This is a genomic window from Hamadaea tsunoensis DSM 44101 (genome assembly GCF_000428945.1).
Classification (GTDB): Bacteria; Actinomycetota; Actinomycetes; order Mycobacteriales; family Micromonosporaceae; genus Hamadaea; species Hamadaea tsunoensis.
Genome location: NZ_AUAX01000002.1, coordinates 364,606 through 387,034, shown reverse-complemented (window position 1 = coordinate 387,034; position 22,429 = coordinate 364,606). Strand labels below are relative to the sequence as shown.

The following is a 22,429-nucleotide window of genomic DNA, read 5'->3' as shown; positions in this document are numbered from 1 at the left end:
TACGCGTACTCCCGGATGGAAGAACGACGACGATGGCGCGTGAGATTCACTCGTTGAGGAGGTGGAAGAGGACGTGGTCCTGCCAGCGGCCGGCGATGTTGAGGTAGGACGGCGCCACCCCGTACGGCCGGAATCCGTTGCGCAGCAGCACCTGCTGCGATGCCGTGTTGTGCAGCAGCGTCTCGGCCTGCAGCCGGTGCAGGCCGAGTTCGCCGAAGGCCAGGGCGACGGCGTCGGCGACCGCGCGGGTGGCGAATCCCCGGCCGTGGTGCGTCGGGCTGACCCAGTAGCCCAGGGCCGCGGACTGCAGTGCGCCCCGGGTGACACCGTTGAGGTTCAGTCGACCTATGACCTCGCCGCCGTCGAGATCGCCGTCGACGATGACCAGCGGGACCAGGGTGCCCTGCGCGTACGCCTGGAGTGACGTTTCGAGGATCGCGCGCTGGCTGTCGAGCGTGAACCAGGCGTCCTCGCGCAGCGGCTCCCAGGGCGCGAGGGCGTCCCGGTGCGTACGCAGAAGTTCGGTGACGGCGGGGGCGTCGTCGAGCGTGGCGACCCGGGTGACCGGCATGGCGTGACTCCCAACGTGGCGGTGGTACTCGCAGAGATCAAGACCAGCGGCGGCCAGGCTCTTGATCATCATGGTAGGCCGGGACGAAAGTCCTGACGGGCAGGGGCGTGGCGCACTACTGGCGGAGCCCTTCGCGCCGTCATGCTCGGGTCATGACGATCGCCACCGGTCTGCCGGGCGGGCTGAGCGAGGCCGAGGCGGCGGCGGTCCTGGCCGCGGACGGGCCGAACGAGGTGCCCAAGCCGCGGCCGCGCGGCCTGCCGCGCCGGGTCGGGGCCCAGCTCGCCGAGCCGCTCGTCGCGATCCTGCTGGGTGCCGCGGTCGTCACGGCGCTGCTCGGCGACTGGCCGGACACCGCGATCATCGTGCTGGTCGTCGCGCTGAACACCGCCATCGGCGTCACCCAGGAGGTCCGGGCCGACCGTGCGATCGCGGCCCTCGACGCGCTCGCGGCGCCGGTCGCGAGGGTCGTGCGGGACGGTGCCGACCGGCAGATCCCGGCGGCCGGGCTCGTGCGCGGCGACCTTGTCCGGGTCGAGGCCGGCGACGTCGTGCCGGCCGACATCGTGATCGCCGAGGCGTACCGGTGCCAGGTCGACGAGGCCGCCCTCACCGGCGAGTCCGTGCCCGTCGCCCGGGCGGCCGAGCAGGAACTCCTCGCCGGGACGGTGGTCGTCACCGGGCGGGCGACGGGCACGGTCGCGCGTACCGGGCCGCGCAGCGCGCTGGGGCAGATCGCCGCGCTCACGCGTACGGGGGCGCCGACCGCGACGCCGCTGCAACGCCGGCTCGCCGCGTTCGGGCGTACGCTCGGGGTGTTCATCGTCCTGCTGAGTGCCCTGGTCGCCGCGATCGGCCTCCTGCAGGGCCGCAGCCTGCTGACCATGGCCCTCGTCGGCGTCAGCCTCGTGGTCGCCGCCGTGCCCGAGTCGCTGCCCGCCGTGGTCACCCTCGCGCTCGCCCTCGGTGCCCGCCGGATGGCCCGCCACCGCGCCATCCCGCGCAACCTGCACGCCGTCGAGGCGCTCGGCTCGGTCACCGTCCTCGCCTCCGACAAGACCGGCACCCTCACCGAGGGCAAGATGGCGGTCCGGCGCGCGTACACCGCCGGGATCGTCCACAGTGCACACGGCACCGGCTACGATCCGGCCGGCCAGGTCGAGCCGCCGCCGGGCGCGCCGCTGCTCGACCTCGCCCGGGCCGCCGTGCTCTGCTCCGACGCCGCGGTCCTCGCTCCGGACGGCGAGCACCCCCACTGGTACGCGGTGGGCGACCCCGTCGAAGGCGCGCTGGTCACGTTCGCCGCCCGCTGCGGTCTGGACCCCGCGCGGGTACGCTCAGCCGCCCCGCGCGTCGACGAGCAGCCGTTCGACCAGGAGGCCAGGCGGATGACGACGGTGCACAAGGACGGCGACGCGTACCTGACGGTCTGCAAGGGGGCGCCGGAGACCGTGCTCGCCGCGCCGATCACCGACCCCGCGGATCCGGCCGTCGCGCAGGCCCTGACGGCCGCCGAGGAGCTCGCGGCACAGGGGCTGCGGGTGCTCGCCGTCGCCGCGCGCAGGGGGGAGCCGGGCGATCCGCGTACGCCGGCCGGGCTGGAGGTGCTCGGCGTGGTCGGGATCGGCGATCCGCTCCGGCCGGGCGCGGCCGACACCGCCGAGCGGATCCGGGCGGCCGGCGTACGGCTGATGCTGATCACCGGGGACCATCCGCAGACGGCGGCGGCGATCGGGCGGCAGCTGGGCATCTGGGCGCCCGGCGACGAGATCGGCCACGGCGGGGCACCGCAGGCGGCGGGATCGGCCGGCGTGTTCGCGCGTACGCGTCCGGAGCAGAAGCTGGACATCGTCGCGGCGCTGCAGGACGGCGGGCAGGTCGTGGCGATGACCGGGGACGGGGTGAACGACGCGCCGGCGCTGCGCCGCGCGGACATCGGGGTGGCGATGGGCGGCGGCACGGAGGTGGCGCGGCAGGCCGCGGACCTGATCCTGGTCGACGACGAGCTGGCGACGGTGACCGTGGCGATCGCCGAGGGCCGCCGGGTCTACGACAACATCCGCCGCTTCCTGCGGTACGCCCTGGCCGGCGGGTTCGCCGAGATCGTCGTCATGCTGGCCGGCCCGTTCCTGGGGCTGCCGGTGCCGGTGCTGCCCGGCCAGATCCTGTGGATCAACCTGCTCACGCACGGCCTGCCGGGGGTGGCCCTCGGCGCCGAGCCGGCCGAACCCGGCCTGCTGCGACGCCCGCCGAGGCCGCCGCAGGAGCAGGTGCTCGGCGGCGGTCTGGGGTGGACGGTGCTGGCCCTCGGCAGCCTCGTCGCGGCGGTGACCCTCGCCGTCGGCGTGTACGCGTCGGCGGCCGGCCGGCCCTGGCAGACGATGGTGTTCGTGGTCCTCGGCCTCGCCCAGCTGGGCGTCGCCCTGGCGGTACGCGCACGCCGCCCGCACGGGCAGGGCTGGGCGAATCCCGGCCTGCTGCTGGCGATCGCGTCCTCGGCGGTGGCCCAGGTGGCGGCGGTGGTACTGGAACCGTTGCGGCTGCTGTTGCGGACGGAGTCGCTGACGCTCACGGAGTGGGGGATCTGCGTGGCGGCCGCGGTGATCCCCGGACTGGTCCTCGGGATCGTCCGCCTGCGGCCGGAGCGGCCGGCGGAGCGGACCGCGGAGACCGGCTGACGGATCAGGCGCTCGACGAGGGGCCGACGCGGATGGCCGCCCAGACCACCTTGCCGCGGGGCGTCTTGCGCGCGCCCCAGGTCGTCGCGGTCGCGGCGACCCGGTCGAGGCCCCGCATCCGGCCGGCGCCGAGTGCGGGGACGCCGACCGGCGACGGCAGGACCGGCAAGGTGGCGTTGAAGTCGTGTACGCCGATCCGTACCAGGCCGCGGCGCAGCGTGAAGGTGACCTCGGCCCGGCCGCCGGCGTACCGCAGCGCGTTGCCGACCAGTTCGGTGGTGACGCTGCGGACGGCGTCCTGGACGGGCCAGACGCCCCAGGCGAGGCAGGCCGCGGTGACCCGGTTGCGGCAGTGGCTCACGGTGCTGGGGATGTCCTCGACCAGCACGTGCAGCCAGCGGTGGGTGGCCGCACCGGCCACGAGCGTGTGGGCGACGGCGACGCTCGGATAGACGGTGAGGAAGTTCGCGATCCTCGCCGCCCGGACCGTCGTCGCGAGTTCGTCGTTCAGCGCGCACACCAGGGACACCTCCTCGCGCTGCGCCCGGCGCTCCTCGGTGGCCAGCGCGTGGGGCAGCAGCGGGTCGGTGGACCTGACGTCCTGCAGGTTCAAGATGATGGTCGCCGGCCGGTCGGCCAGGCATCTCGCGACCGTCCGCCGCAGATCGACGTGGTCGGCGTGGGCATAGTCGCCGGCGAGCGTGATGGTCCAGATCCCGTCCTGCCAATCACGCTCCACCGTGAAGACGAGGGCCATGCCGTCCATTACATGCACGCCGCGCACGGGAAGGAAAGATGCAGCGGCAGTGTGGGTACCTTATTGGCAGATCAGCGGCCTCGGGAGCGCCGGATCCGGCCTACCGGCCGACCTCCTACAGTTGTCTGATGACCGCACGCCGTCCGCAACGCTCACCCGTCCGGCCAGGGACGTCGCGATGATTCGCGTACTGCTCGCGGAAGACCACCGCCTGGTACGCGGCGCGCTGGTGGCGCTGCTCGGCTTCGAGCCCGACATCGAGGTCGTGTCCGAAGTGGACTCAGGTGACGCCGTCGTGCCGGCGGCCCTGGCCGTCCGGCCGGACGTGGCGGTGCTGGACATCGACCTGCCCGGCATGGACGGGCTGACGGCGGCCGGGCGGCTGCGGGAGCGGCTGGCGGACTGCCGGGTGCTGATCCTGACCAGCTTCGGGCACCCGGCGAACCTGCTGCGCGCCCGGGAGGCCGGTGTCGAGGGGTTCATGCTCAAGGACGCCCCGCCGCAACAGCTGGCGGCGGCCATCCGGTCCGTCGCGGCCGGCGAGCGAGTGATCGACGCGAAACTGGCGGCCGCGCTGTGGGACGCCCAGCACAGTCCGCTGACGCCGCGGGAGACCGAGGTCCTGCGGCTGACGGCGGCCGGGGCTCCGCCGGTCGAGATCGCCGGGCGGCTGTTCCTGTCGGTGGGCACCGTCCGCAACTACCTGACGGCGGTCATCACCAAGCTCAACGCCCGCGGCAAGGTCGACGCGGTCCGCATCGCGCAGGAGTCAGGCTGGCTCTGAGGCGGGCAGCCGTGCGATGAGTTCGAACCAGCCCGCCGTCGCCGTGTCCGTCTCGACGCGACCGCCGGCCTCGCCGAGCCGCCGCGCGAGATTGTCCAGACCGGTACCGGGGCTGCCGGCCGGCACCGCGGGGACGCCGTCGTTGCGTACGCGCAGGGCGACCCCGTCCGGCCGGATCCGCACCCGGATCGTGCACGTGGTGGCCTGGCTGTGGCGCAGCAGGTTGGCCACCGCCTCCCGCAGAACGGTCGCCAGGACGGTCTGCGTGCCGGCGTCGAGCGCGTCGTCCGGTCCGGACACCTCCGTGGCGACGCCGACCGAGACGAGAACGGACCGGGCCGCCGCCAGCTCGTCGTCGAGAGACATGCGGCGCTGCGTGGTGGCGATCGTGCGTACGTCGGAACGGGCCTGCCGGGCCACGTCCACGAGTCCGGCGAGTTCCGCCGCCGCCCGCGGCAGGTCGCCACCGGCCAGCCGATCGGCCAGCTCGCCCTTGAGGACGACGGCGGTGAGGCTGTAGCCGAGCAGGTCGTGCAGGTCGCGGCCCACCCGGTCGCGTTCCCCGGCGGCCGCGAGCCGGACGAGCTCGGCCCGGGCCGCGCGCAGCTCGACGATCAGGTCGGCCAGCCGGGTCAGGCCGTAGATGCAGATGCTCGCGAAGACCAGCCCGGCCGTGTAGTACGCGCAGTCCACGAGGTCCGGGTCCAGCGCCCGGACGATTGCGGCCTCGCCGGCGACGACCGCGCCCCAGAGCACCCAGCGCCACCGGGAGCGCAGGAACAGCAGCAGCGTCGCGCCGAGGAACGCCGGCGTCGCCACCCAGGAGATCCCCGCCGCCAGGAAGGGCGGATAGATGAGCACCACCTGCAGGACCGTCGTGGCGATCCAGTACCGCGGCCGGCGGCCGCCGAGCCCGCCGCGCAGATGCCTGATCTGGATCACCGCCAGCGCGGCCAGCGTCGCCGCGTACCAGCCGAGGTGTTCGGACTGAGTGGACAGGATCGAGCCGAACGTGACGGCCACGAAGCAGAGGATCATCGCGACCGTGACGGCGATCGCCGTACGCGCCGCGGGGATCGCCGCCTCGTCGGGACCGGGTTCGGTGGCCGTCATCGCGGGCCGGGCCGGACCCGGTAGCGCTGGGCCGTCGCGCGTACATCGTCGAGGGCCTGACGGGAGGAGACCAGCAGGGGCGCCAGTTCCGCGCGGACCTGTCGCGCGTCGCCGCCCGCGGCCGCGACCCGCGCGCGTTCGCCCTGCGACACGATGGCCGTCAGGCGGTAACCCAGCAGGTGGTGCAGGTCGCCGGTGACGCGTTCGCGCTCCCGGGCGACCGCCAGCCCGACCAGGTCGGTACGCGCCGCCCGCAGCCGCCCGGCGAGGTCGGTCAGCCGGGTCAGGCCGAAGATGCCGAGGCTGGACAGCACCGAACCGAGCAGGAAGTAGACGCCGAGCGACAGCGGTTCGCGGCCGATCGCGACGATGAGCAGCGGGCTGGCGATCACCGCTGCCCAGCCGGCCCAGCGCCACGGCGGCGCGAGGAACAGCAGCAGCGAGGCGGCCAGCAGCCCGGCGCCGCCCACGGAATCCGCGCTGAGGAAGAACACCGGCGCGTAGGTCAGCCCCGCCTGCAGCAGCACCGTGACCGTCCAGAACCGCATGCGCCGCCGGTCGTGGCTGCGCCGGCAGTGCCAGATCTGCAGCGCCGTGATCAGGCAGAGAATCGTGATCCCCCAGCCCCGGTGGGCGGCGTGGCGCCCGATGAGGCCGAGGATGCCGATCAGGAGCCAGCACATCGTCGCCCCCACGGCGAGGTGGTCCTCCGCGCGCAGCCTGAGTTTCGCCGTCACCGCGGTCGCCCCCTCCCCGTACGGACCCATGAGATCTTCACGGTTCGCTCGTGAATCTGTCCACTGGGCCGCGGCGGCACCGCCGACAAGACTCGGAGCAGTCGCTCGTCCTCACGCGCTCCCGTCGCGTGTTCCGTCGCCGGAAAGGCTCCAGCCATGCCACAGGTTGCCGAACGTCACAGCAGCACCACGCGTACGCCGGGAATCACGGTCGCGCGCGCCCATGTCACGGCGGACCTCCCGGCGTCGGCGTTCTTCGCCCGGTGGGCCGACATGGCGACCTGGCCGCAGTGGAACACCGACACCGCATGGGTACGCCTCGACGGGCCGTTCGCCGCCGGGGCGACCGGCGAGCTCAAGCCCAAGGGCGGCCCGAAGACGAAGTTCGTCGTCGCCGTGCTCACCCCCTCGGAGTTCACCGACGTCTCGCTGCTGTTCGGCGCCCGGCTGACCTTCCGGCACCTCGTCGACACCGTTTCCGGCGGGCACACGCGAATCGACGTCACGGTGACGCTCGCCGGACCGCTCGCCCGCGTGTGGAACCTGATCCTCGGCAAGGGCATCAGGAACGGCATCCAGGCCGATCTGGAGCACCTCGTCCGCGCGGCCGCCGAGGTCGCGCCCGCTTCGTAGCCCGCCGTTTCGCGTACGCCGCGACGTCCGATCTTCGCCAGACGACGACCTCGCCGCGCGGCAGGCTCGAACGCATGAACAACACACTGGACGGCAAGGTCGCCCTCGTGACGGGCGGCAGCCGGGGAATCGGGTCGGCGATCGCGCTGCGGCTGGCGGACCTCGGCGCGGACGTGACGCTCACCTACCGGGACGGCAAGGAACGCGCCGAGGAGGTCGCCGACCAGGTCCGTAGCAAAGGCCGCCGCGCCGAGGCCGTACGCGCCGACAGCGCCGACCCGATCGCCATGCAGGACGCGGTCGCCGAGGTGGTCGCCCGGTGGGGGCGGCTGGACATCCTGGTCAACAACGCCGGGGCGTTCGCCGTCGGCCCGGTCGAGCAGTTCACCCTGGACGACTTCGAGCAGACCGTCGCGGTGAACATCCGCGCGCCCTTCGTCGCGTCACAGGCGGCCGTCCGCCACATGCGGGCCGGCGGGCGGATCATCAACATCGGCAGCAACGTGGCCGAGCGCGCCGTCTTCCCCGGATTCTCCCTGTACGCGATGAGCAAGACGGCGCTGACCGGCCTGACGAAGGCGCTCGGCCGGGAACTCGGGCCGCGGTCGATCACGGTCAACCTGGTGAACCCCGGCCCGACCGACACGGACACGAACCCCGCCGACAGTTCCTTCGCCGAGACGGTCAACGGGTTCACCGCGCTGGGGCACTACGCGCAACCGGACGACATCGCGGCGGTGGTCGCGTTCCTCGCGAGCCCGGACGCCCGCTACATCACGGGCGCGACCGTCAACGTCGACGGCGGATTCAGCAACTGACCCGTGCCGCGGCGGTCAAGAGGTCCCCTCAGATGAGGAAGCCCGCGAGCGGTCGGCGGGGCGATGCCGGCGCCTCCCGGCCGTACCCGAAGCGGATGATCGCCTGCGCGATGCGGTTGGTGGCGCTGTCCTCGAACAACGCCCGCAGCTCCGGATACTCCAGCGGCTGCGTCATCAGCGTCGACTGAAGCCCCTCGGCCGTCGCGGTGAGCAGTACGCGTTCCAGCGCCTGCCCGGCGTGCAGCCAGGCCCGCAGGTCGTCGCCGTCGGTGTAGAGCACCGCGACCGTCGGCTGGTCGATGCCGGCGGCCGGCCAGCCGTGGCGTACCGGATGGGCCAGACCGAAATCGCGCAGCGGCAGGCGCTCGTCCGGATCGCGCGGAGCGTAGGCCACCGGCGGTACGCCGTCGCGCCGGCCGCGCTCCGCGCCGGTCCATGCGGCCAGTTCGACGAGGTAGTCCGGGTCGTCGCGGCGGCGGTTCTCGGCCGTGCGTACGACGCTCAGGATGCCCTCGCCGAGCGGGTCGTCGGCGATCAGCAGGCGGGTGCCCTCGGCGACGGCGGCGGCGCGCAGGTCGTCGGCGACGGAGTCGGGCACGCGGGACGACGCGAACGGGCGCCGGTTGGAATGCCGGTGCGGGATGGCGCCGGCGAGGCGCCGGGCCGCGTAGGGCGGGGCGACGGCGGCCCCGGCGACGACGCGGGCCAGCAGGTCGGGCTCGCCCCGGTCGGGCAGCAGCGTCAGGACCGGCAGGTGGCCGTGGGCCAGCAGCGCCGCGCGGAGGTTGAAGACCGCCGCGCCCACGGAGACCGCCAGCGCGCGGCCGTCCGGGTCGAGCACGGCCAGCTGCCGCCCGCGATCGGCGAACACGTCGACCACGTTGTGCCGGACCCGGAACCGCCAGGGCTGCGTGTTGTGGATCGAGGGCGCGGCGATCGCCGCGGTCAGGCAGGGCAGCAGCTCGGGGCTGATCGTGGCCGGATCGCCGGCGGTCGTGGTGGTCATGACCCCAGATTCGCGCCGCCCCGGCCACCGGGCCAGGGTCCAGCGGCGCCCGGACGCGGGACTTTCGGCCCTGACCCGGGCGCCGCGGCGGAGCTGTGATGGAAGGGAAGCGTGACAAGGAGGGCGACCATGTTGTCGGAGACCACCTACGACCTGCTGGCGGCGCACCCGTTCCTGCGCGGCCTCAGCCCGCACCAGGTCGACAAGCTGTCGATCTGGGGGCACACGACCCACTTCCACAGCGGTACGCGCATCCTCGCCGAAGGCGGCCGGGCCGACCGGTTCTGGCTCATCGACGACGGCGAGGTGACCCTGTCCGCCTCGATCCCCGGCCGCGGCGAGGTCGAACTGGAGATCCTCGGCCCCGGCGCCGTGCTCGGCTGGTCGTGGCTGTTCCCGCCGTACAAATGGCAGTATTCGGCGACCGCCCGCGGCGCCGTGCACGCCGTCGTCCTGGACGGCCCGGGCGTCCGTGAGCTGTGCGAGAACGACCGCTCGCTCGGATACATCGTGATGAACCGGTTCCTCGGCGTCGTCGTCGACCGGCTGCAGCGTACGCGGCTGCAACTGGCCACCACGGGCCGACCGGAGCCGAACGAAAGGAGTACGCCATGACCGTCCTCATCGCGTACGGTTCCCGTCGCGGCGGCACCGCCGGCCTGGCCGAGATGATCGGTGCGGAGCTGGTCGCGCAGGGCCTGCCCGCCGACGTCCTGCCCGCGGACACGGTCACCTCGGTCGACGACTACCAGGCCGTCGTCCTGGCCGGCTCGCTGTACATCAACCGCTGGCACCCCGACGCGCGCAAGTTCGCCCGCCGGCTGTCCGAGGGCCTGCGTACCCGGCCGGTCTGGCTGGTGTCCAGCGGCCCGCTCGACGACTCCGCGGCCACCTCCGTGCTCCCGCCGGTGCCGCAGGTGGCCCGGGTCAGCCGGAACGTCGGGGCGCGCGGCTGCGTCACGTTCGGCGGCCGGCTCACCCCGGACGCGCGAGGGTTCGTCGCCCACTCGATGGCCAAGACCCGGGCCGGTGATTGGCGGGATCCGGCCCAGGTCAAGGCATTCGCGACCGAGGTCGCCGACGTGCTCCGGCCGTCGCGAGCGGGCGCGGAATCCTGACAGGACCAGCCGGCGTACGCGAGCGGACACAGCGGCCGGGCACGTGGTGAGTGCCCGGCCGCCGGTCGGCATGGGGACGGGACGTTCGTTTCCGGCGCACGGCTCGCGGTCATCGCTTGATGGTGTCGCGTCCGGCGCCGGAATCGCTTCTGTCACGGTCAGTAGAGCGTGAAGTACCACTCCTGAGCCTCGCCCGGGTAGCACGGCCACTGCTGCACCGGCGAACCCGCGGACGGGGTGTTCCACGGGATCTCGATGCACTGCTTTGTCTGCATGTTCGTGAACGCGTAGTAGGTGGTGCCGGGCACCTGCCCGTAGGACCACAGCTGCCGCGCGGCACCCAGGCAGTCCCACAGTTCCAGCGCCTGACCCGCCGCCGGGTTGCCCCACGGAACCTCGATGCACTTGGGGCTGGACGGCGTCGAAAGGCCGCTGACCAACTGGTAGTAGCGCACTCCGTTGTAGACGCCCTGATCGTCCAGCGTCCAACTCTGCGCGGCCCCGTGATAGCACGGCCACTGCTGAATGCGTGTGCCGTTGGCCGTGCTCGCGTACGCCACGTCGATGCAGAGGCTGCCCCCGGAATCGATGCTGTGTATCAGGTACGGAGGCAACGAGGCGTGGGCAGGAGAGGCGTTCACGAGGCCCGCCGCGGCCAGGCTCGCGCAGAGCGCCAGCGCGGCACACGCACGGCGGAGAATTTTCATGAGCGGTCCCTTCGTCGGGTGGGTGGCCGGCGGAAGCCGGGCGCCTCAGAAGGGGAGCCTCGCCAGGGCCAGATACATCGCCATGTGTCGTGCCAGAGGGGCGACAAAAGTCGCTAGCACTGCGTCGTAGGCTGAATGTCGCCGCCGTGTTCGATGAAACGCCGAAGATCTCGATTTGGTAACGGTGGCCTTTTACCTGCATGCATGTCGCACGGCTATGGGTCGTCGACAGGGTTGGTCTATGCACCCTGCTCGCGCCCTCATGCTTCTTCTGTCAGCCAGCGAGCGGCATCTATCTATGTCGGTGAATCCACCCAGGACGCGACCATGATCGACTCTTCCGTCCCGCGCTGAACCCTTCTATGCTCCGCGCCGATCTTGTTCTAACGGGGAGCGGGGAAGCAGTGGCCCGAATTTTGGGTCCGGTTCGGCGTGCGTCGGCACGGTCGCGGACTGGAATCGTTTCGTTGACTATGTCAGTGGCGGCCGCGTGCGGCCTCGTCTTCGTGCCGGCCGTGGCGCACGCCGCCACGGTGTCACCGGAGGATGCCGCGCTGGCGGCCGCTCGGGTCGCCGGGAAGTCCGTCGATGTGCCGTCGCTGATGACGGAGACCACGTCGGTGGTCGCCAATCCGGACGGGACGTTCACGGCTGAAGTACACGGCGGTCCAGTGCGCTTCAAGGATGACGCCGGTGCGTGGCAGTCGGTCGACCTGAACCTGGCGGCGCGAACGGACGGAACCGTGGCGCCCAAGGCACATCCGCGTGGGCTGGTCCTGTCGGGTGCGACCGCCGACGCCGGTACGCACACCCTCGCGAGCCTGGGAACGGGCGACGAATCTGTAGAGCTCGGCTGGACGGGCACCCTGCCGCAACCGGTGCTGGACGGGACGACGGCGACATATCCCGAGGTGCGGCCAGGTGTGGACCTGCGGATCGAGGTGACGCGCACCGGCTTCGAGCAGTTCCTGGTCGTCAAGAACCGGGCGGCGGCCGCATCTGTGGCGCAGCTACGGATGTCGTTGTCCGCGCACGGACTCACGAGCACGCCCGCCGAGGGCGGCGGCGTGGACTTCGCCGACACCTCCGGGGAGGTCGTCGCGACGATGCCGGCGGCGCGGATGTGGGATGCGAAGACATCGGCCACGTCCGGTGAGCCGGCGCACCAGGCGCCGGTCGACATGGCTGTGGACACGGGTGCCACCAGGCAGGCCAGGACCAGCGGTGCGTCGACCACGGCCGATCTCGTGGTGACGCCGGACGCGCAGTTCATGGCGTCGGCCGCGACGACCTACCCGGTGACCATCGACCCCGGCGTGACGTGGAAGAGCGGCTACGACGCGTTCATCGAGAACACCTACTCGTCCGACCAGTCGGGGGCCAGCGAGCTGAAGCTCGGCTACTCGGACGACTCCAGCGGCGGCTGCGGATCGGGCTGCACGGCTCGGTCCTTGCTGCGGTTCGACAACGCGGCGCAGTTCTACGGCTCGACCCTGCTGACGGCGAACCTGTACCTGTACGAGACGTGGTCGTGGTCCTGCACCGCGGCCGGCTGGCAGGCATGGAGCATCGGCTATCCGGGCACCACCAACCGATGGTCGAGCCAGCCCTCCTGGTTCTCGAAGGTCGGCGAATCCACCACCACCAAGGGATACGGCTCCTCGTGCGGCGCGGGCTGGGTGTCCGTCGACGTCAAGGGCTCCTGCCAGAAGTCGATCAACAGTGCCTGGACCGGCTGCTACATCGGCCTGCGGGCCAGCAGCGAAACCAACCACAACGGCTGGAAGAAGTTCCAGTCCGCCGAGGCGGGATCGAACGACCCCTACATCTCGGTGACCTACAACCGGCCGCCGAACACGCCCACGGCGCTGAAGGTGGGCGGCAAGGCCTGTGGTTCGTCGGCGGTGAGCGTCTCCACGACGGGCGGCCAGCCCAACGTCGAAGCGAGCGTCTCCGACCCCGACGGATCCGAACGGCAGGTGACCGCGCAGTTCTACCTGGCGGAGGCCGGAAACGCGCTGCCGGCGTCACCGACGGTGAGCAAAGCGGTCGCGGGCTCCACCGGCGGCACGCTGGCGACGGTCCCCGTCCCCGCCGGGTTCACGCTCACGCCCGGCAGCACCTATGTGATGCAGGTGAACGCCACCGACGGAGTCACCACGGGAACGACCAGCGCCCAGTGCCAGATCTACATCGACAACGGCTCGACCGACGAGTCTCCGCTCGTCAGCGTGGCGGGCAACGTTTATCCCAAGGACGGCACCGGTGGCGGAGTCGGCGTGTCGGCGGTGTTCACACTCGCCGCACCGATGTCACGCGTACCCGGGGCGGCGGATATCGTCAAGTATCACTACAAAGTGTCGTACGGCGGCACTACTTCCGCGTGGACCGAGCTGACGCCGTCCGCGCACAACGGCTCGGTGTCGTTCACCTGGACTCCGCCCTTCGGCGGCACCGGTAGCCTGGCCGAGATCAACCAGGGCAGCCAGGTGACCGTCACAGCCGAGCTGTACTACGCGACCAACCGGTGGTCGCAGAACAAGGCCGTGTATACGTCGAACGTCAAGTCGGCCACCGCCGCGGTCGCGCACTGGGCGATGGACGATCCCGCGGGTCAGACCTACCTCGACGACACCGCTGGAACCTTCGACGCGACGCGACACGGTTCGATGGTCAAGTCCACCGAGGAACGCGGAGACTTCGGCAGCAGCTGGCGATTCGACGGCACCAACACTTCGGGCGGCACTGCCGACGAGGACTACTCCGAGGTCGGCAGCCCGATCGACGTGTCCGCGGCCTTCACGATGTCGGCCTGGGTCAAGCTGGACGCGCAGACCACCGCCGACCAGATCTTCCTCTCCGACACCGGCGGCTCACAGGCCGGCAACTTCTACCTGATGTACCGGGGCTGGGACAAGCACTGGGGGTTCCACGCCGCCGTCACCGACGCGGCGGGGACGCTGTCGAGCTGGTACCAGGTGACGGGTACCAGCATCGCGCAGCCGGGCGTATGGACCCACATCGCCGGGGTCTTCGATCCGGCGTCGACCAGCATGAAGCTCTATGTCAACGGAGTGCTGGAGAAGGCGGACTTCGCCGTCCCTCGTATATACCCCGATGCGGCCAACAAACTCCGCATCGGCACCGGTGACCTCAACTTCTACTGGCACGGACTGATCGACGATGTGACCGTGTGGCAGCGCGCCGCCGACCCCCGCGAGCTGGGCGCGCTCGCGGTGGCCGAGCGGGCGAACTGGGACCTGGACACCGTCGGGACCGACAGCGCGCCGGGTAAGGGCATAGCAGCACCGTTCGAACTCACCGGATTCGTCGGCGGAGGCGGTGACGACATCAGCGATCCCGGCAATCCCGCATGGTGGTCGACACAAGGTCACAGCGCCACCGACGGAGGCTCGGCTGTCGGCGACGGCACCCGAGACCTCGAGACCGGCATGCCGGTGATCCCTACCGATCAGTCGTTCTCGGTCTCCGCCTGGGTCCACTTGGACGCGATCCCGGCGGCGACTGCGCCGGTCAACACGTTCGTGTCGCAGGACGGCCAGTTCCGGTCCGGGTTCTACCTGAGCTCCCGGGCCGTGAGCGGGGTGTCGTCCTGGGCGTTCAGCATGCGTGACCAGGACTGTGACACGACCGTGACGGACTGCACCGGGCAGTCGGCGTCCGTGCCGATCAGCGCAGCCCAGGTCGGCACCGATGCCAACGGTGATGCAGTCTTCGTGCACCTGGTGGCGGTGTTCGACGCCAGCGCACAGAAGATCACCCTCTACGTCAACGGTACGCAGGCCGCGTCGGCCGGGCGGACGACGCGGTGGAACGCCACCGGCACCTTCGCGATCAACCGGGCCCTGTGGTCGGACAGCAGCAGCGGCACTTACCCGACCGACTACGCCGTGGGGCGTACCGACGAGGTACGCGTCTTCCAGGGCGTCCTGAGCCCGGACATGGTCAATCGGCTCTACACCACATCGGACGGTGCACTGTGAGTGCCTCGAAACCATCCCGGACGACCTCGGCAACCGCAATGGCAGGGGAGGCCATCGTGACTCGTCGTACCCCCGGAAACCGGCGTGCCTGGCTGGCGGCGGCGATCAGCGGCGTACTGGCGGCGGGACTTCTGCCACTGTGGCAGGAGCCGGCCCACGCCGCCCCGCGTACGCCCAGCCAGCAGACCCAGACGACCAGCCGGGTGACGCTGGGATCGAGCAAGCCGGCGCATGCCCCGGCCACGACGGCGGTGTCGTCGTTCGCGGCGAAGACGCCGGTGTGGCCGGCCGCCGGTTCCGCGACCGCGGACCTGCGGGCGACGGCCGCCGTGAAGATGCCACGCGGGGTGATGCTCGGCAACGACGTTCCGCTCGCAACGGGCAAGGCCCGCGCCGGGTCGCTGCCGGTGACGATCGGCTCCCGGGGCGCGCGCAAGATCAATGTGCAAATGCTCGGCCATGACGCGGCGACCGCCGCCGGACGGGACGTCCTCTTCCACATCAAGACCGCCGACGCGTCCGCCGCGCCGGTGGCGGTGTCGCTGGACATCTCCGGGTTCGCGGGCGCCTACGGCGCGGACTGGTCCGACCGCGTACGCCTGGCGACCCTGCCCGCGTGCGGGCTCAGCACGCCGGGCGCGGCCGGCTGCGCACCGACGGCGGTCCCGACGACGCGCAGCGCGGACGGCGCGGTCCTCACCGCGACCGTCGCCTCGGCGGACACCATGATGACGCTGCTGTCCGACACCGGCTCGGCCGGTGGAACGGGAACGTTCGCGGCGACATCGCTCTCCTCGTCGTCGACCTGGAGCGCCGGCGGCAACTCCGGCGGGTTCTCGTGGAACTACCAGATGCGGGTCCCGCCTTCGCTCGGCGGCCCCACGCCGAACGTCAGCCTCAACTACTCGTCGCAGGGGGTCGACGGCCGGACTTCAGCGTCCAACAACCAGCCGTCGTGGGTCGGCGAAGGCTTCGACTACACGCCGGGCTACATCGAGCGGCGCTACGTCAGCTGCAATGACGACAAGAGCGGTACGCACAACAACACCACCGACACCTACGACGAGTGCTGGGGAACGAACAACGCCACCCTGATGCTCAACGGGCACGGCGGTGAGCTGCTCTACAACTCCTCCGACCACCAGTGGCACCTGCGGTCCGAGGACGGCTCGAAGATCGAGCACCTGACCGGCGCGGTCAACGGCGACTCCGGCGACAGCGTCGACGGCGTCGGCGAGTATTGGGTCGTCACCACGACCGACGGCACCAAGTACTACTTCGGTCTCAACCGGCTGCAGGGCTGGACGTCCGGCAAGCCCGAGACGAACTCGGTCCAGACCGAACCCGTCTACGGTAACCACCCGGCCGACGCCTGCTACAACACCTCGTACGCGGCATCGTCGTGTGTCGAAGCCTACCGCTGGAACCTCGACTACGTCGTCGACACGCACGGCAACACCATGAGCCTGTGGTGGAAGAAGGACACCAACAAGTACGGCCGCAACATGTCCACGACCGACCTGGTCTCCTACGACCGCGATGCCTACCTGGACCGGATCGACTACGGCACCGACCAGCGGACGCTCGTCGGGGGCGTGAAGACCGACACCGAGTTCACCGGCGCGCCGGTGGCCATGCAGGTCAAGTTCGACGTCGCCGACCGGTGCCTGGCCAACTGCTGGACCGGATCGCCGGCAACCCCGGTCAAGGCCTCCTGGTCGGACACCCCCTGGGACCTGTCCTGCACGGCCAGCCCCTGCGACGCGCACTCGCCGTCGTTCTTCTCCTCGCATCGGCTGTCGGCCGTGACCACGACGATCTGGGACACGACCGTCACCCCGAACGCCCCGAAGAACGTCGAGCAGTGGACCCTGACCCACTCGTACCCGGACCCGACCGACGGCACCCGGGCCGGTCTGTGGCTGGCCAACATCGGGCACCAGGGCGTCGCCACCGGCGCGGCCATCACCGGCGGCACGGTCACCCTGCCGACCGTCGCATTCACTCCCATCATGCTGGACAACCGGGTCGACACCGCGCTGATCAACGGTCTGCGGCCGATGCGGTGGGCCCGGATGAACCAGATCAAGACCGAGTCGGGCGGCACCATCACGGTCAGCTACGCGCCCACCGAGTGCGTCGCCGGCGCGACCCCCACGCCGGAGACCAACACCAAGCGTTGCTACCCGGTGCGTACCGCGCCCGAGGACCTCGGCGGCACGCCCGGCCAGGAGATCATCGACTGGTTCCACAAGTACGTCGTCGCCAAGGTCATCCAGACGGACACCACCACGCCGTCGTCCGACAGCCCGCACGACGTCACGACCAGCTACGAGTACGTCGGTGGTGCGGCCTGGCGATACGCCGACGACGACGGCCTCACCAAGGACAAGTACCGCACCTGGAACCAGTGGCGCGGCTACGACACCGTCCGCACCTACGTCGGCGTCGGCACCGAGCAGACCCGGACGGACGCCCGCTACTACCGCGGCATGAACGGCGACCGGCTCAACACCGCCGGCGGCTCCAAGACCGTCACACTCGCCGACTCGAAGGGCTACCTCACCGGCGGTATGCCGGACAGCGACGAGTACGCCGGCATGCTGCTGGAGAACGCCACCTACGACTCGCCGACCGGCAACCCCTTGTCCGGCAGCGTCTCCAAGCCCTGGACATCCACGGCCACCGCGACCCGCACCATCGGCGGCCAGACCGTCACCGCGAAGTTCACCAACACCGCCGACACGTGGGCGTGGTCCAAGCTGGACGGCAAGACGGCCAACCCGGCCAACCCGACGCCGGTCGATCGGGTCACGCACACCCACAAGGACTACGACAACGCGTACGGCATGGAAACCGCCGTCGCCGATGACGGGGATCTTGCGGTGACGGGCGACGAAAGCTGCTCGCTGTTCGACTACGTCCGCAACCCGAGCGCGTACATCATGAACGCGATCAGCAACACCCGCACGTACGCCGACACCTGCACGACCGCCCAGCAGAGCGGCCATGTGTTCAGCTCGGACGAGGTGGTCAGCGAGACGCACATCGCCTACGACCATCAGGCCTGGGGCACTCCGCCGACCATCGGTGAGGCGACCCAGACCGACGCCCTGCTGGACTGGGTCAACAACGCCTTCTCCGGCATCACCACCTCGAAGGTCAGCTACGACGCGTACGGTCGCACTACCGACACCTGGGACGTCGACAACCTGCACACTTCGATGGTCTACACCCCGGCGTCCGGCGCACCGGTGCTGACCGTCGACACTTACCCGCCGACCCCGACCGGTCAGGCGGCGTGGAAGTCGACCGCGACGATCGAGCCGGCGTACGGGCTTACGACCGCGAGCGTCGACATCAACTCCCGGCGTACCGACGAGACATATGACGCGATGGGCCGCCTGCTGGCGGTCTGGAAGCCGGGCCGCGCCAAGGCGACGTACCCGAGCAGCCCGCACATCGCGTACGTCTACAGCGTTTCCGACACCGCGCCGTCGGTCGTGGAGACCAGGACACTGGGCCCGAACGCCAACCAGATCTCCAGCTACAGCTTCTACGACGCCCTGATGCGCCCGCGCCAGCAGCAGACGCTACCGGCCGACGGCTCAGCCGGGCGGGTGGTGACCGACACGTTCTACGACAGCGCCGGCCGTGCCTGGCGCACGTACGGACCGTACGTTCCGGTCGACACCGCCGCGCCGTCTGCGACGCTGTCGCCGCTGCCCGTCGACAACTACGACCAGATCGACGCATGGGCCAAGACCCTGTACGACTCGGCCGGCCGGGCCACCGACCAGGTCCGCTACTCGCGCCTGACCGAGCAGTACCGGACGTCGATTCGCTACCCGTCGGCGGATCGCGTCGACACCATCCCGCCCGTCGGCGGCACCGCCACCACGGCCGTCCTCGACGCGGCAGGTCGTACCGTCGAACTGCGCCAGCAGCACGATCGCGCCAACGTGAGCGTCGACCCGGCCGGCTTCGACCGGACCGCCTACCACTTCAACGCCAAGGGACAGCAGGACAAGCTGACCGACGCCGCGGGTACGCAGTGGTCGTGGCAGTTCGACATCCTCGGCCGAGTCCACCAGTCGGTCGACCCGGACCACGGCACGAGTACCACGGACTACTACGACGACGGCCGGGTCAAGACGACGCAGGACGCCAGCGGCACGCTCGTCTACGACTACGACTCCGTCGGCCGGCAGATCGGCCTGTACAGCGGCTCGAAGACCGCCGCCACCCAGCTGTCTCGGTGGGACTACGACGGGACCAGCCCGACCCTGGCGAACGCCCGGGGCATGAAGACGGCGTCGACCCGCTACGTCGGCGGTTCGAGCGGCAGCGCGTACACCACTGCCATCACCGGTCTGGCGACCAACGGACTGCCGTCCCAGCAGAAGATCACCATTCCCGCCACCGAGACCGGACTGACCGGCACCTACCAGTACGACATGACCTACAAGGCCGACGGCTCACTGGCCACGTACCGGATGCCCGCCATCGGCAACACCACCACCAACCTCGGTTATGAGACGCAGACGACCGCGTACACCGACCTCGGCCAGCCGCAGAAGCTGACCACGAGCTCGACGACGTGGCTGGTCACCAACACGACCTACACCGCACTGGGCCAGGTCGGCGTCATCACCCTGCGCGACCAGACAGCGGACGGCCAGGTCCAGATCGGCAACTACTACCAGAGCACCACCGGCCGCCTGCAGCGCACCTGGGTCACCAACAACGCCGGTGCCTCGGTGGCAGACACCAATTACACGTACGACGCCCACGGCGGCATCACGCAGATCGACGAGACTTCGTCGGTCGCCGGAGCCCAGACCCAGTGCTTCGCGACCGACTACCTCATGCGCCTGCGGGACGCCTGGACTCCGAGCAACGGCGACTGCTCCGCCACGAAATCGGTCGGCACCCTCGGCGGCGTCCAGCCCTACTGGATGCACTGGGACATCGACGCCGCAGGCAACCGCAGCAAGCAGATCGACTACAAGAACAACAAGACCACCAACTACGCGTACGCCGCGCCGACGGCCTCGAAGCCGCACGCGGTCACCTCGACCACCAACGCGAGCGGAACGGTCACCGGCACCTACAGCTACGACGCAGCCGGGAACACCACCTGCCGCCCGTACGCCAAGGACAACGCCAACACCTGTCCGGCCACGCCGACGGCGAAGGATCAGAATCTGAGCTGGGATGTCGAAGGACACCTCGCGCAGACGAAGGACACCACCGGGACCACCACCTACCTGTACGACGCGGACGGCAACCGGCTCGTCCGCAAGGATCCGCTCGGCAAGACCCTGTACCTGCCAGGACAGGAACTGCGGGTGGACACCCTCGGCGGGTCGGTCACCGGCTGCACGCGCTACTACGGCTGGGCCGGACGCAACATCGCTGTCCGCAGCACCGCCAACGGCCTGAACTGGATGGCCGCCGACCAGCAGAACACCACCAACATCACGATCGCGGCCGCCGGTACGCAGGCAGTCGCCGTCCGCCACCAGGATCCGTTCGGAAACCAGCTCAGCGCAGCCACCGGAACCTGGCCGTCCGCGCTGGACAAGGGCTTCGTCGGCGGGACCAACGACAACACCGGGCTCGTCCACGAAGGCGCGCGCGAATACGACCCGACCATCGGCCGGTTCGTCAGCCTCGACCCCGAATTCGACAAGACCAATCCACAGAGTTTCAACGGCTACTCGTACGCCGACAACTCGCCGATCCTCGGCATGGACCCGACGGGTCTCCACGACGAGTGCGGCGGCGGTACGGGGACCTACTCCTGCCAGAACCCCAACGGGACCATCAGCTCCAATGTGGAGTTGACCCCGGATGAGCAAAAGCAGGTCAACACGGTCCTCGACACGATCCGCAAGAACAACGAAAACAAGAAGAAGCAGGACGAGTGCCAGAAGAGCTTCTGGTGCCGTAACAAGGCCAACATCGCGGGGTTCGCCGTAGGTGCTGTCGTCGGGCTCGGCTGTGGTGCGCTCATCGGCTGGACCGGCGTGGGTGCCGTGGCCTGCGGCGCCTTCGCCGGGGCTGCCGCCTCTGCGGTGACCGGCTACATGAACGGCGACGGCGGGCTGGACCTGCTCAAGGATGCCGTGATCGGTGCGGCCTTCGGCGCCGTCACCGGCGGCCTGTTCTCCATGTTCGGCGCAGGTGCTGGGGCTGCCGCCGGTGCGGCTACCAGACCGATGGCGGCATTTGGTGACGCTTTCGTCGGGGAATTCTCGAACATCGTCAAGGGGCTAACGGGCAAGGCGGCCGGCTCAGGCCTTGCCGGCGCGGGTTGCCATAGCTTCGCCGCGTCGACACCGGTTCTCATGGCGGACGGAAGCACCAAGCCGATCGGTGAGGTGAAGGTCGGCGACAAGGTTCTGGCGACCGACCCCGGAACGGGGGAGAACGCTCCGAAGAGCGTTACCCAGCTCCACCTCAACCATGACTGGGATCTTGCGGACGTCACAGTCAAGAACCTGAAGAGCGGCCAGACGACGGTCCTGCACACGACGTGGAATCATCCGTTCTGGAACGCAGACCTCGGAACTTGGTCGCAGGCTGCCGACCTGAAGCCCGGAGACCACCTGCGCGATGACGATGGCAACGCGGCGGACATTGTCACCTCGGTCCGGACGTGGACTGGGCTGCAATGGATGCGTGACCTCACGGTCGCTGACATTCACACCTACTATGTGATCGCCGGCAACACGCCAGTCCTGGTCCACAACTGCGGCGGATATGATCTCAGAGGTAAGGACCCGATGAGTATCGTTCCCGATAACGCGAGCGTGCGGGAACTTACGCCGCACCCGAATGGCGGGTCGCAGTATGGGCTGGAGTTCAAGTGGACCAATGATGCTGGCAAGACCGTGCGTCTTCGGATTCATGGTCCCGACGGTACGGCGCCGGCCGGATCCAACTCCGCGACAGGCGAGACATACAGGGTGCAGATTGGTCGTCAGTATCAAGATGAAGCCGGGAATTTGTTCCACCATCAATCTCATAATCCAAATAGCCCTAACTACAATGCTGACGCAGCCAATGCGACGCACATACCTTGGCCCAGCCAGTTCCCGGGGTTGTGATGGCTGTCGGTGCTGAGGACCTGATCCAGCTGCTCAGGCGCATCATGGCAGTTGACGTAGAGGGGCGGGAAGCTGGCGCGGAGAATGCGAGCGACTGGGCGACCGTATTCGATCGTGAGGAAGCTGAATCGGTCGTGCTCGTGCTGGCCAATATGGCGTCCGTCGAGAGGAATTCTCGGGTGCGGGAGGCGCAGCTGCACGCGATTCTCGAGATCTCGGATACTCACCCATTGCGCGCGGGGTTGGTGAGTTCGCTCGGTCGACTGACTAGCGAAGATATAAACGAAGAGCAGCTGTCTTATCTGAATGAACTTGAACTCGGATTGCGTAAGAGGGACGATCCGTGAGCGTAGAGTGAATGAAATGACGTTCTTGGCGGCCGCTTCAA

The 22,429-nt window shown here is 69.9% G+C and carries 15 protein-coding genes; 9 read left to right on the top strand and 6 right to left on the bottom strand.

Annotated features, from left to right (window positions below; translation table 11 throughout):
- Nucleotides 1-46 precede the first annotated feature (46 nt).
- Nucleotides 47-571 carry a GNAT family N-acetyltransferase gene (locus G401_RS0104300; protein ID WP_027341534.1) on the bottom strand — a complete coding sequence of 175 codons (525 nt, stop codon included), beginning with the start codon at nt 569-571 and terminating at the stop codon, nt 47-49.
- Nucleotides 572-723: 152 nt separating this feature from the next.
- Here G401_RS0104300 and G401_RS43375 point away from each other — a divergent pair, with 152 nt between their 5' ends.
- On the top strand, nt 724-3,249 hold the full coding sequence (locus G401_RS43375) for a cation-translocating P-type ATPase (protein WP_051366114.1): 2,526 nt from the start codon (nt 724-726) through the stop codon (nt 3,247-3,249).
- A gap of 4 nt (nt 3,250-3,253) precedes the next feature.
- Here the strand turns inward: G401_RS43375 and G401_RS55585 are convergent, their stop codons facing one another.
- Nucleotides 3,254-4,006: a hypothetical protein gene (locus G401_RS55585; RefSeq protein ID WP_157545304.1), complete on the bottom strand. Its 753-nt coding sequence runs from the start codon at nt 4,004-4,006 to the stop codon at nt 3,254-3,256.
- Nucleotides 4,007-4,184: 178 nt separating this feature from the next.
- Here G401_RS55585 and G401_RS0104285 point away from each other — a divergent pair, with 178 nt between their 5' ends.
- Nucleotides 4,185-4,790, top strand: a complete 606-nt coding sequence (locus G401_RS0104285; RefSeq protein WP_027341532.1) for a response regulator transcription factor — start codon at nt 4,185-4,187, stop codon at nt 4,788-4,790.
- Here the strand turns inward: G401_RS0104285 and G401_RS43365 are convergent.
- Both G401_RS43365 and G401_RS43360 read right to left on the bottom strand, forming a co-directional pair.
- Nucleotides 4,776-5,903, bottom strand: coding sequence for a sensor histidine kinase (locus tag G401_RS43365; RefSeq protein ID WP_051366113.1), 1,128 nt, complete (start codon nt 5,901-5,903; stop codon nt 4,776-4,778). The two genes, G401_RS0104285 and G401_RS43365, sit on opposite strands and share 15 nt — an antisense overlap.
- Nucleotides 5,900-6,670: a histidine kinase gene (locus tag G401_RS43360; RefSeq protein WP_051366112.1), complete on the bottom strand. Its 771-nt coding sequence runs from the start codon at nt 6,668-6,670 to the stop codon at nt 5,900-5,902. Before G401_RS43360 ends, G401_RS43365 begins: the two co-directional genes overlap by 4 nt.
- A 126-nt stretch (nt 6,671-6,796) precedes the next feature.
- On the opposite strand from G401_RS43360, the gene G401_RS0104270 reads away from it, so the two are divergent.
- Entirely contained in the window at nt 6,797-7,273 is a 477-nt protein-coding gene (locus G401_RS0104270; RefSeq protein WP_051366111.1) for an SRPBCC family protein, read from the top strand.
- A gap of 74 nt (nt 7,274-7,347) precedes the next feature.
- A complete protein-coding gene (locus G401_RS0104265) occupies nt 7,348-8,091 on the top strand; it encodes an SDR family NAD(P)-dependent oxidoreductase (RefSeq protein WP_027341530.1) in 744 nt (247 codons plus the stop codon).
- Between the two features lie 28 nt (nt 8,092-8,119).
- Here the strand turns inward: G401_RS0104265 and G401_RS0104260 are convergent, their stop codons facing one another.
- Nucleotides 8,120-9,097 (bottom strand): Acg family FMN-binding oxidoreductase, encoded by a 978-nt coding sequence (locus G401_RS0104260; RefSeq protein WP_027341529.1) that lies wholly within the window; start codon nt 9,095-9,097, stop codon nt 8,120-8,122.
- A gap of 129 nt (nt 9,098-9,226) precedes the next feature.
- On the opposite strand from G401_RS0104260, the gene G401_RS43355 reads away from it, so the two are divergent.
- Both G401_RS43355 and G401_RS0104250 read left to right on the top strand, forming a co-directional pair.
- Nucleotides 9,227-9,712 (top strand): cyclic nucleotide-binding domain-containing protein, encoded by a 486-nt coding sequence (locus G401_RS43355; RefSeq protein ID WP_034590663.1) that lies wholly within the window; start codon nt 9,227-9,229, stop codon nt 9,710-9,712.
- The gene (locus G401_RS0104250; RefSeq protein WP_027341528.1) at nt 9,709-10,215 is read left to right on the top strand and encodes a flavodoxin domain-containing protein; all 507 of its coding nucleotides are present in this window, start codon (nt 9,709-9,711) and stop codon (nt 10,213-10,215) included. Before G401_RS43355 ends, G401_RS0104250 begins: the two co-directional genes overlap by 4 nt.
- 158 nt (nt 10,216-10,373) lie before the next feature.
- On the opposite strand, the gene G401_RS0104245 is transcribed toward G401_RS0104250, so the two are convergent.
- Nucleotides 10,374-10,922: an RICIN domain-containing protein gene (locus G401_RS0104245; protein ID WP_027341527.1), complete on the bottom strand. Its 549-nt coding sequence runs from the start codon at nt 10,920-10,922 to the stop codon at nt 10,374-10,376.
- Between the two features lie 473 nt (nt 10,923-11,395).
- Here G401_RS0104245 and G401_RS0104240 point away from each other — a divergent pair, with 473 nt between their 5' ends.
- Genes G401_RS0104240 through G401_RS0104230 form a run of 3 tightly spaced genes read left to right on the top strand, consistent with a single transcriptional unit; the run spans nt 11,396 to nt 22,388 of the window.
- Complete coding sequence (locus G401_RS0104240) at nt 11,396-14,926, top strand: LamG-like jellyroll fold domain-containing protein (RefSeq protein ID WP_245601616.1); 3,531 nt, start codon at nt 11,396-11,398, stop codon at nt 14,924-14,926.
- Nucleotides 14,927-14,982: 56 nt separating this feature from the next.
- Nucleotides 14,983-22,041 carry a polymorphic toxin type 30 domain-containing protein gene (locus G401_RS43350; protein ID WP_157545302.1) on the top strand — a complete coding sequence of 2,353 codons (7,059 nt, stop codon included), beginning with the start codon at nt 14,983-14,985 and terminating at the stop codon, nt 22,039-22,041.
- Complete coding sequence (locus G401_RS0104230; RefSeq protein WP_027341525.1) at nt 22,041-22,388, top strand: hypothetical protein; 348 nt, start codon at nt 22,041-22,043, stop codon at nt 22,386-22,388. Before G401_RS43350 ends, G401_RS0104230 begins: the two co-directional genes overlap by 1 nt.
- Nucleotides 22,389-22,429: the final 41 nt, after the last annotated feature.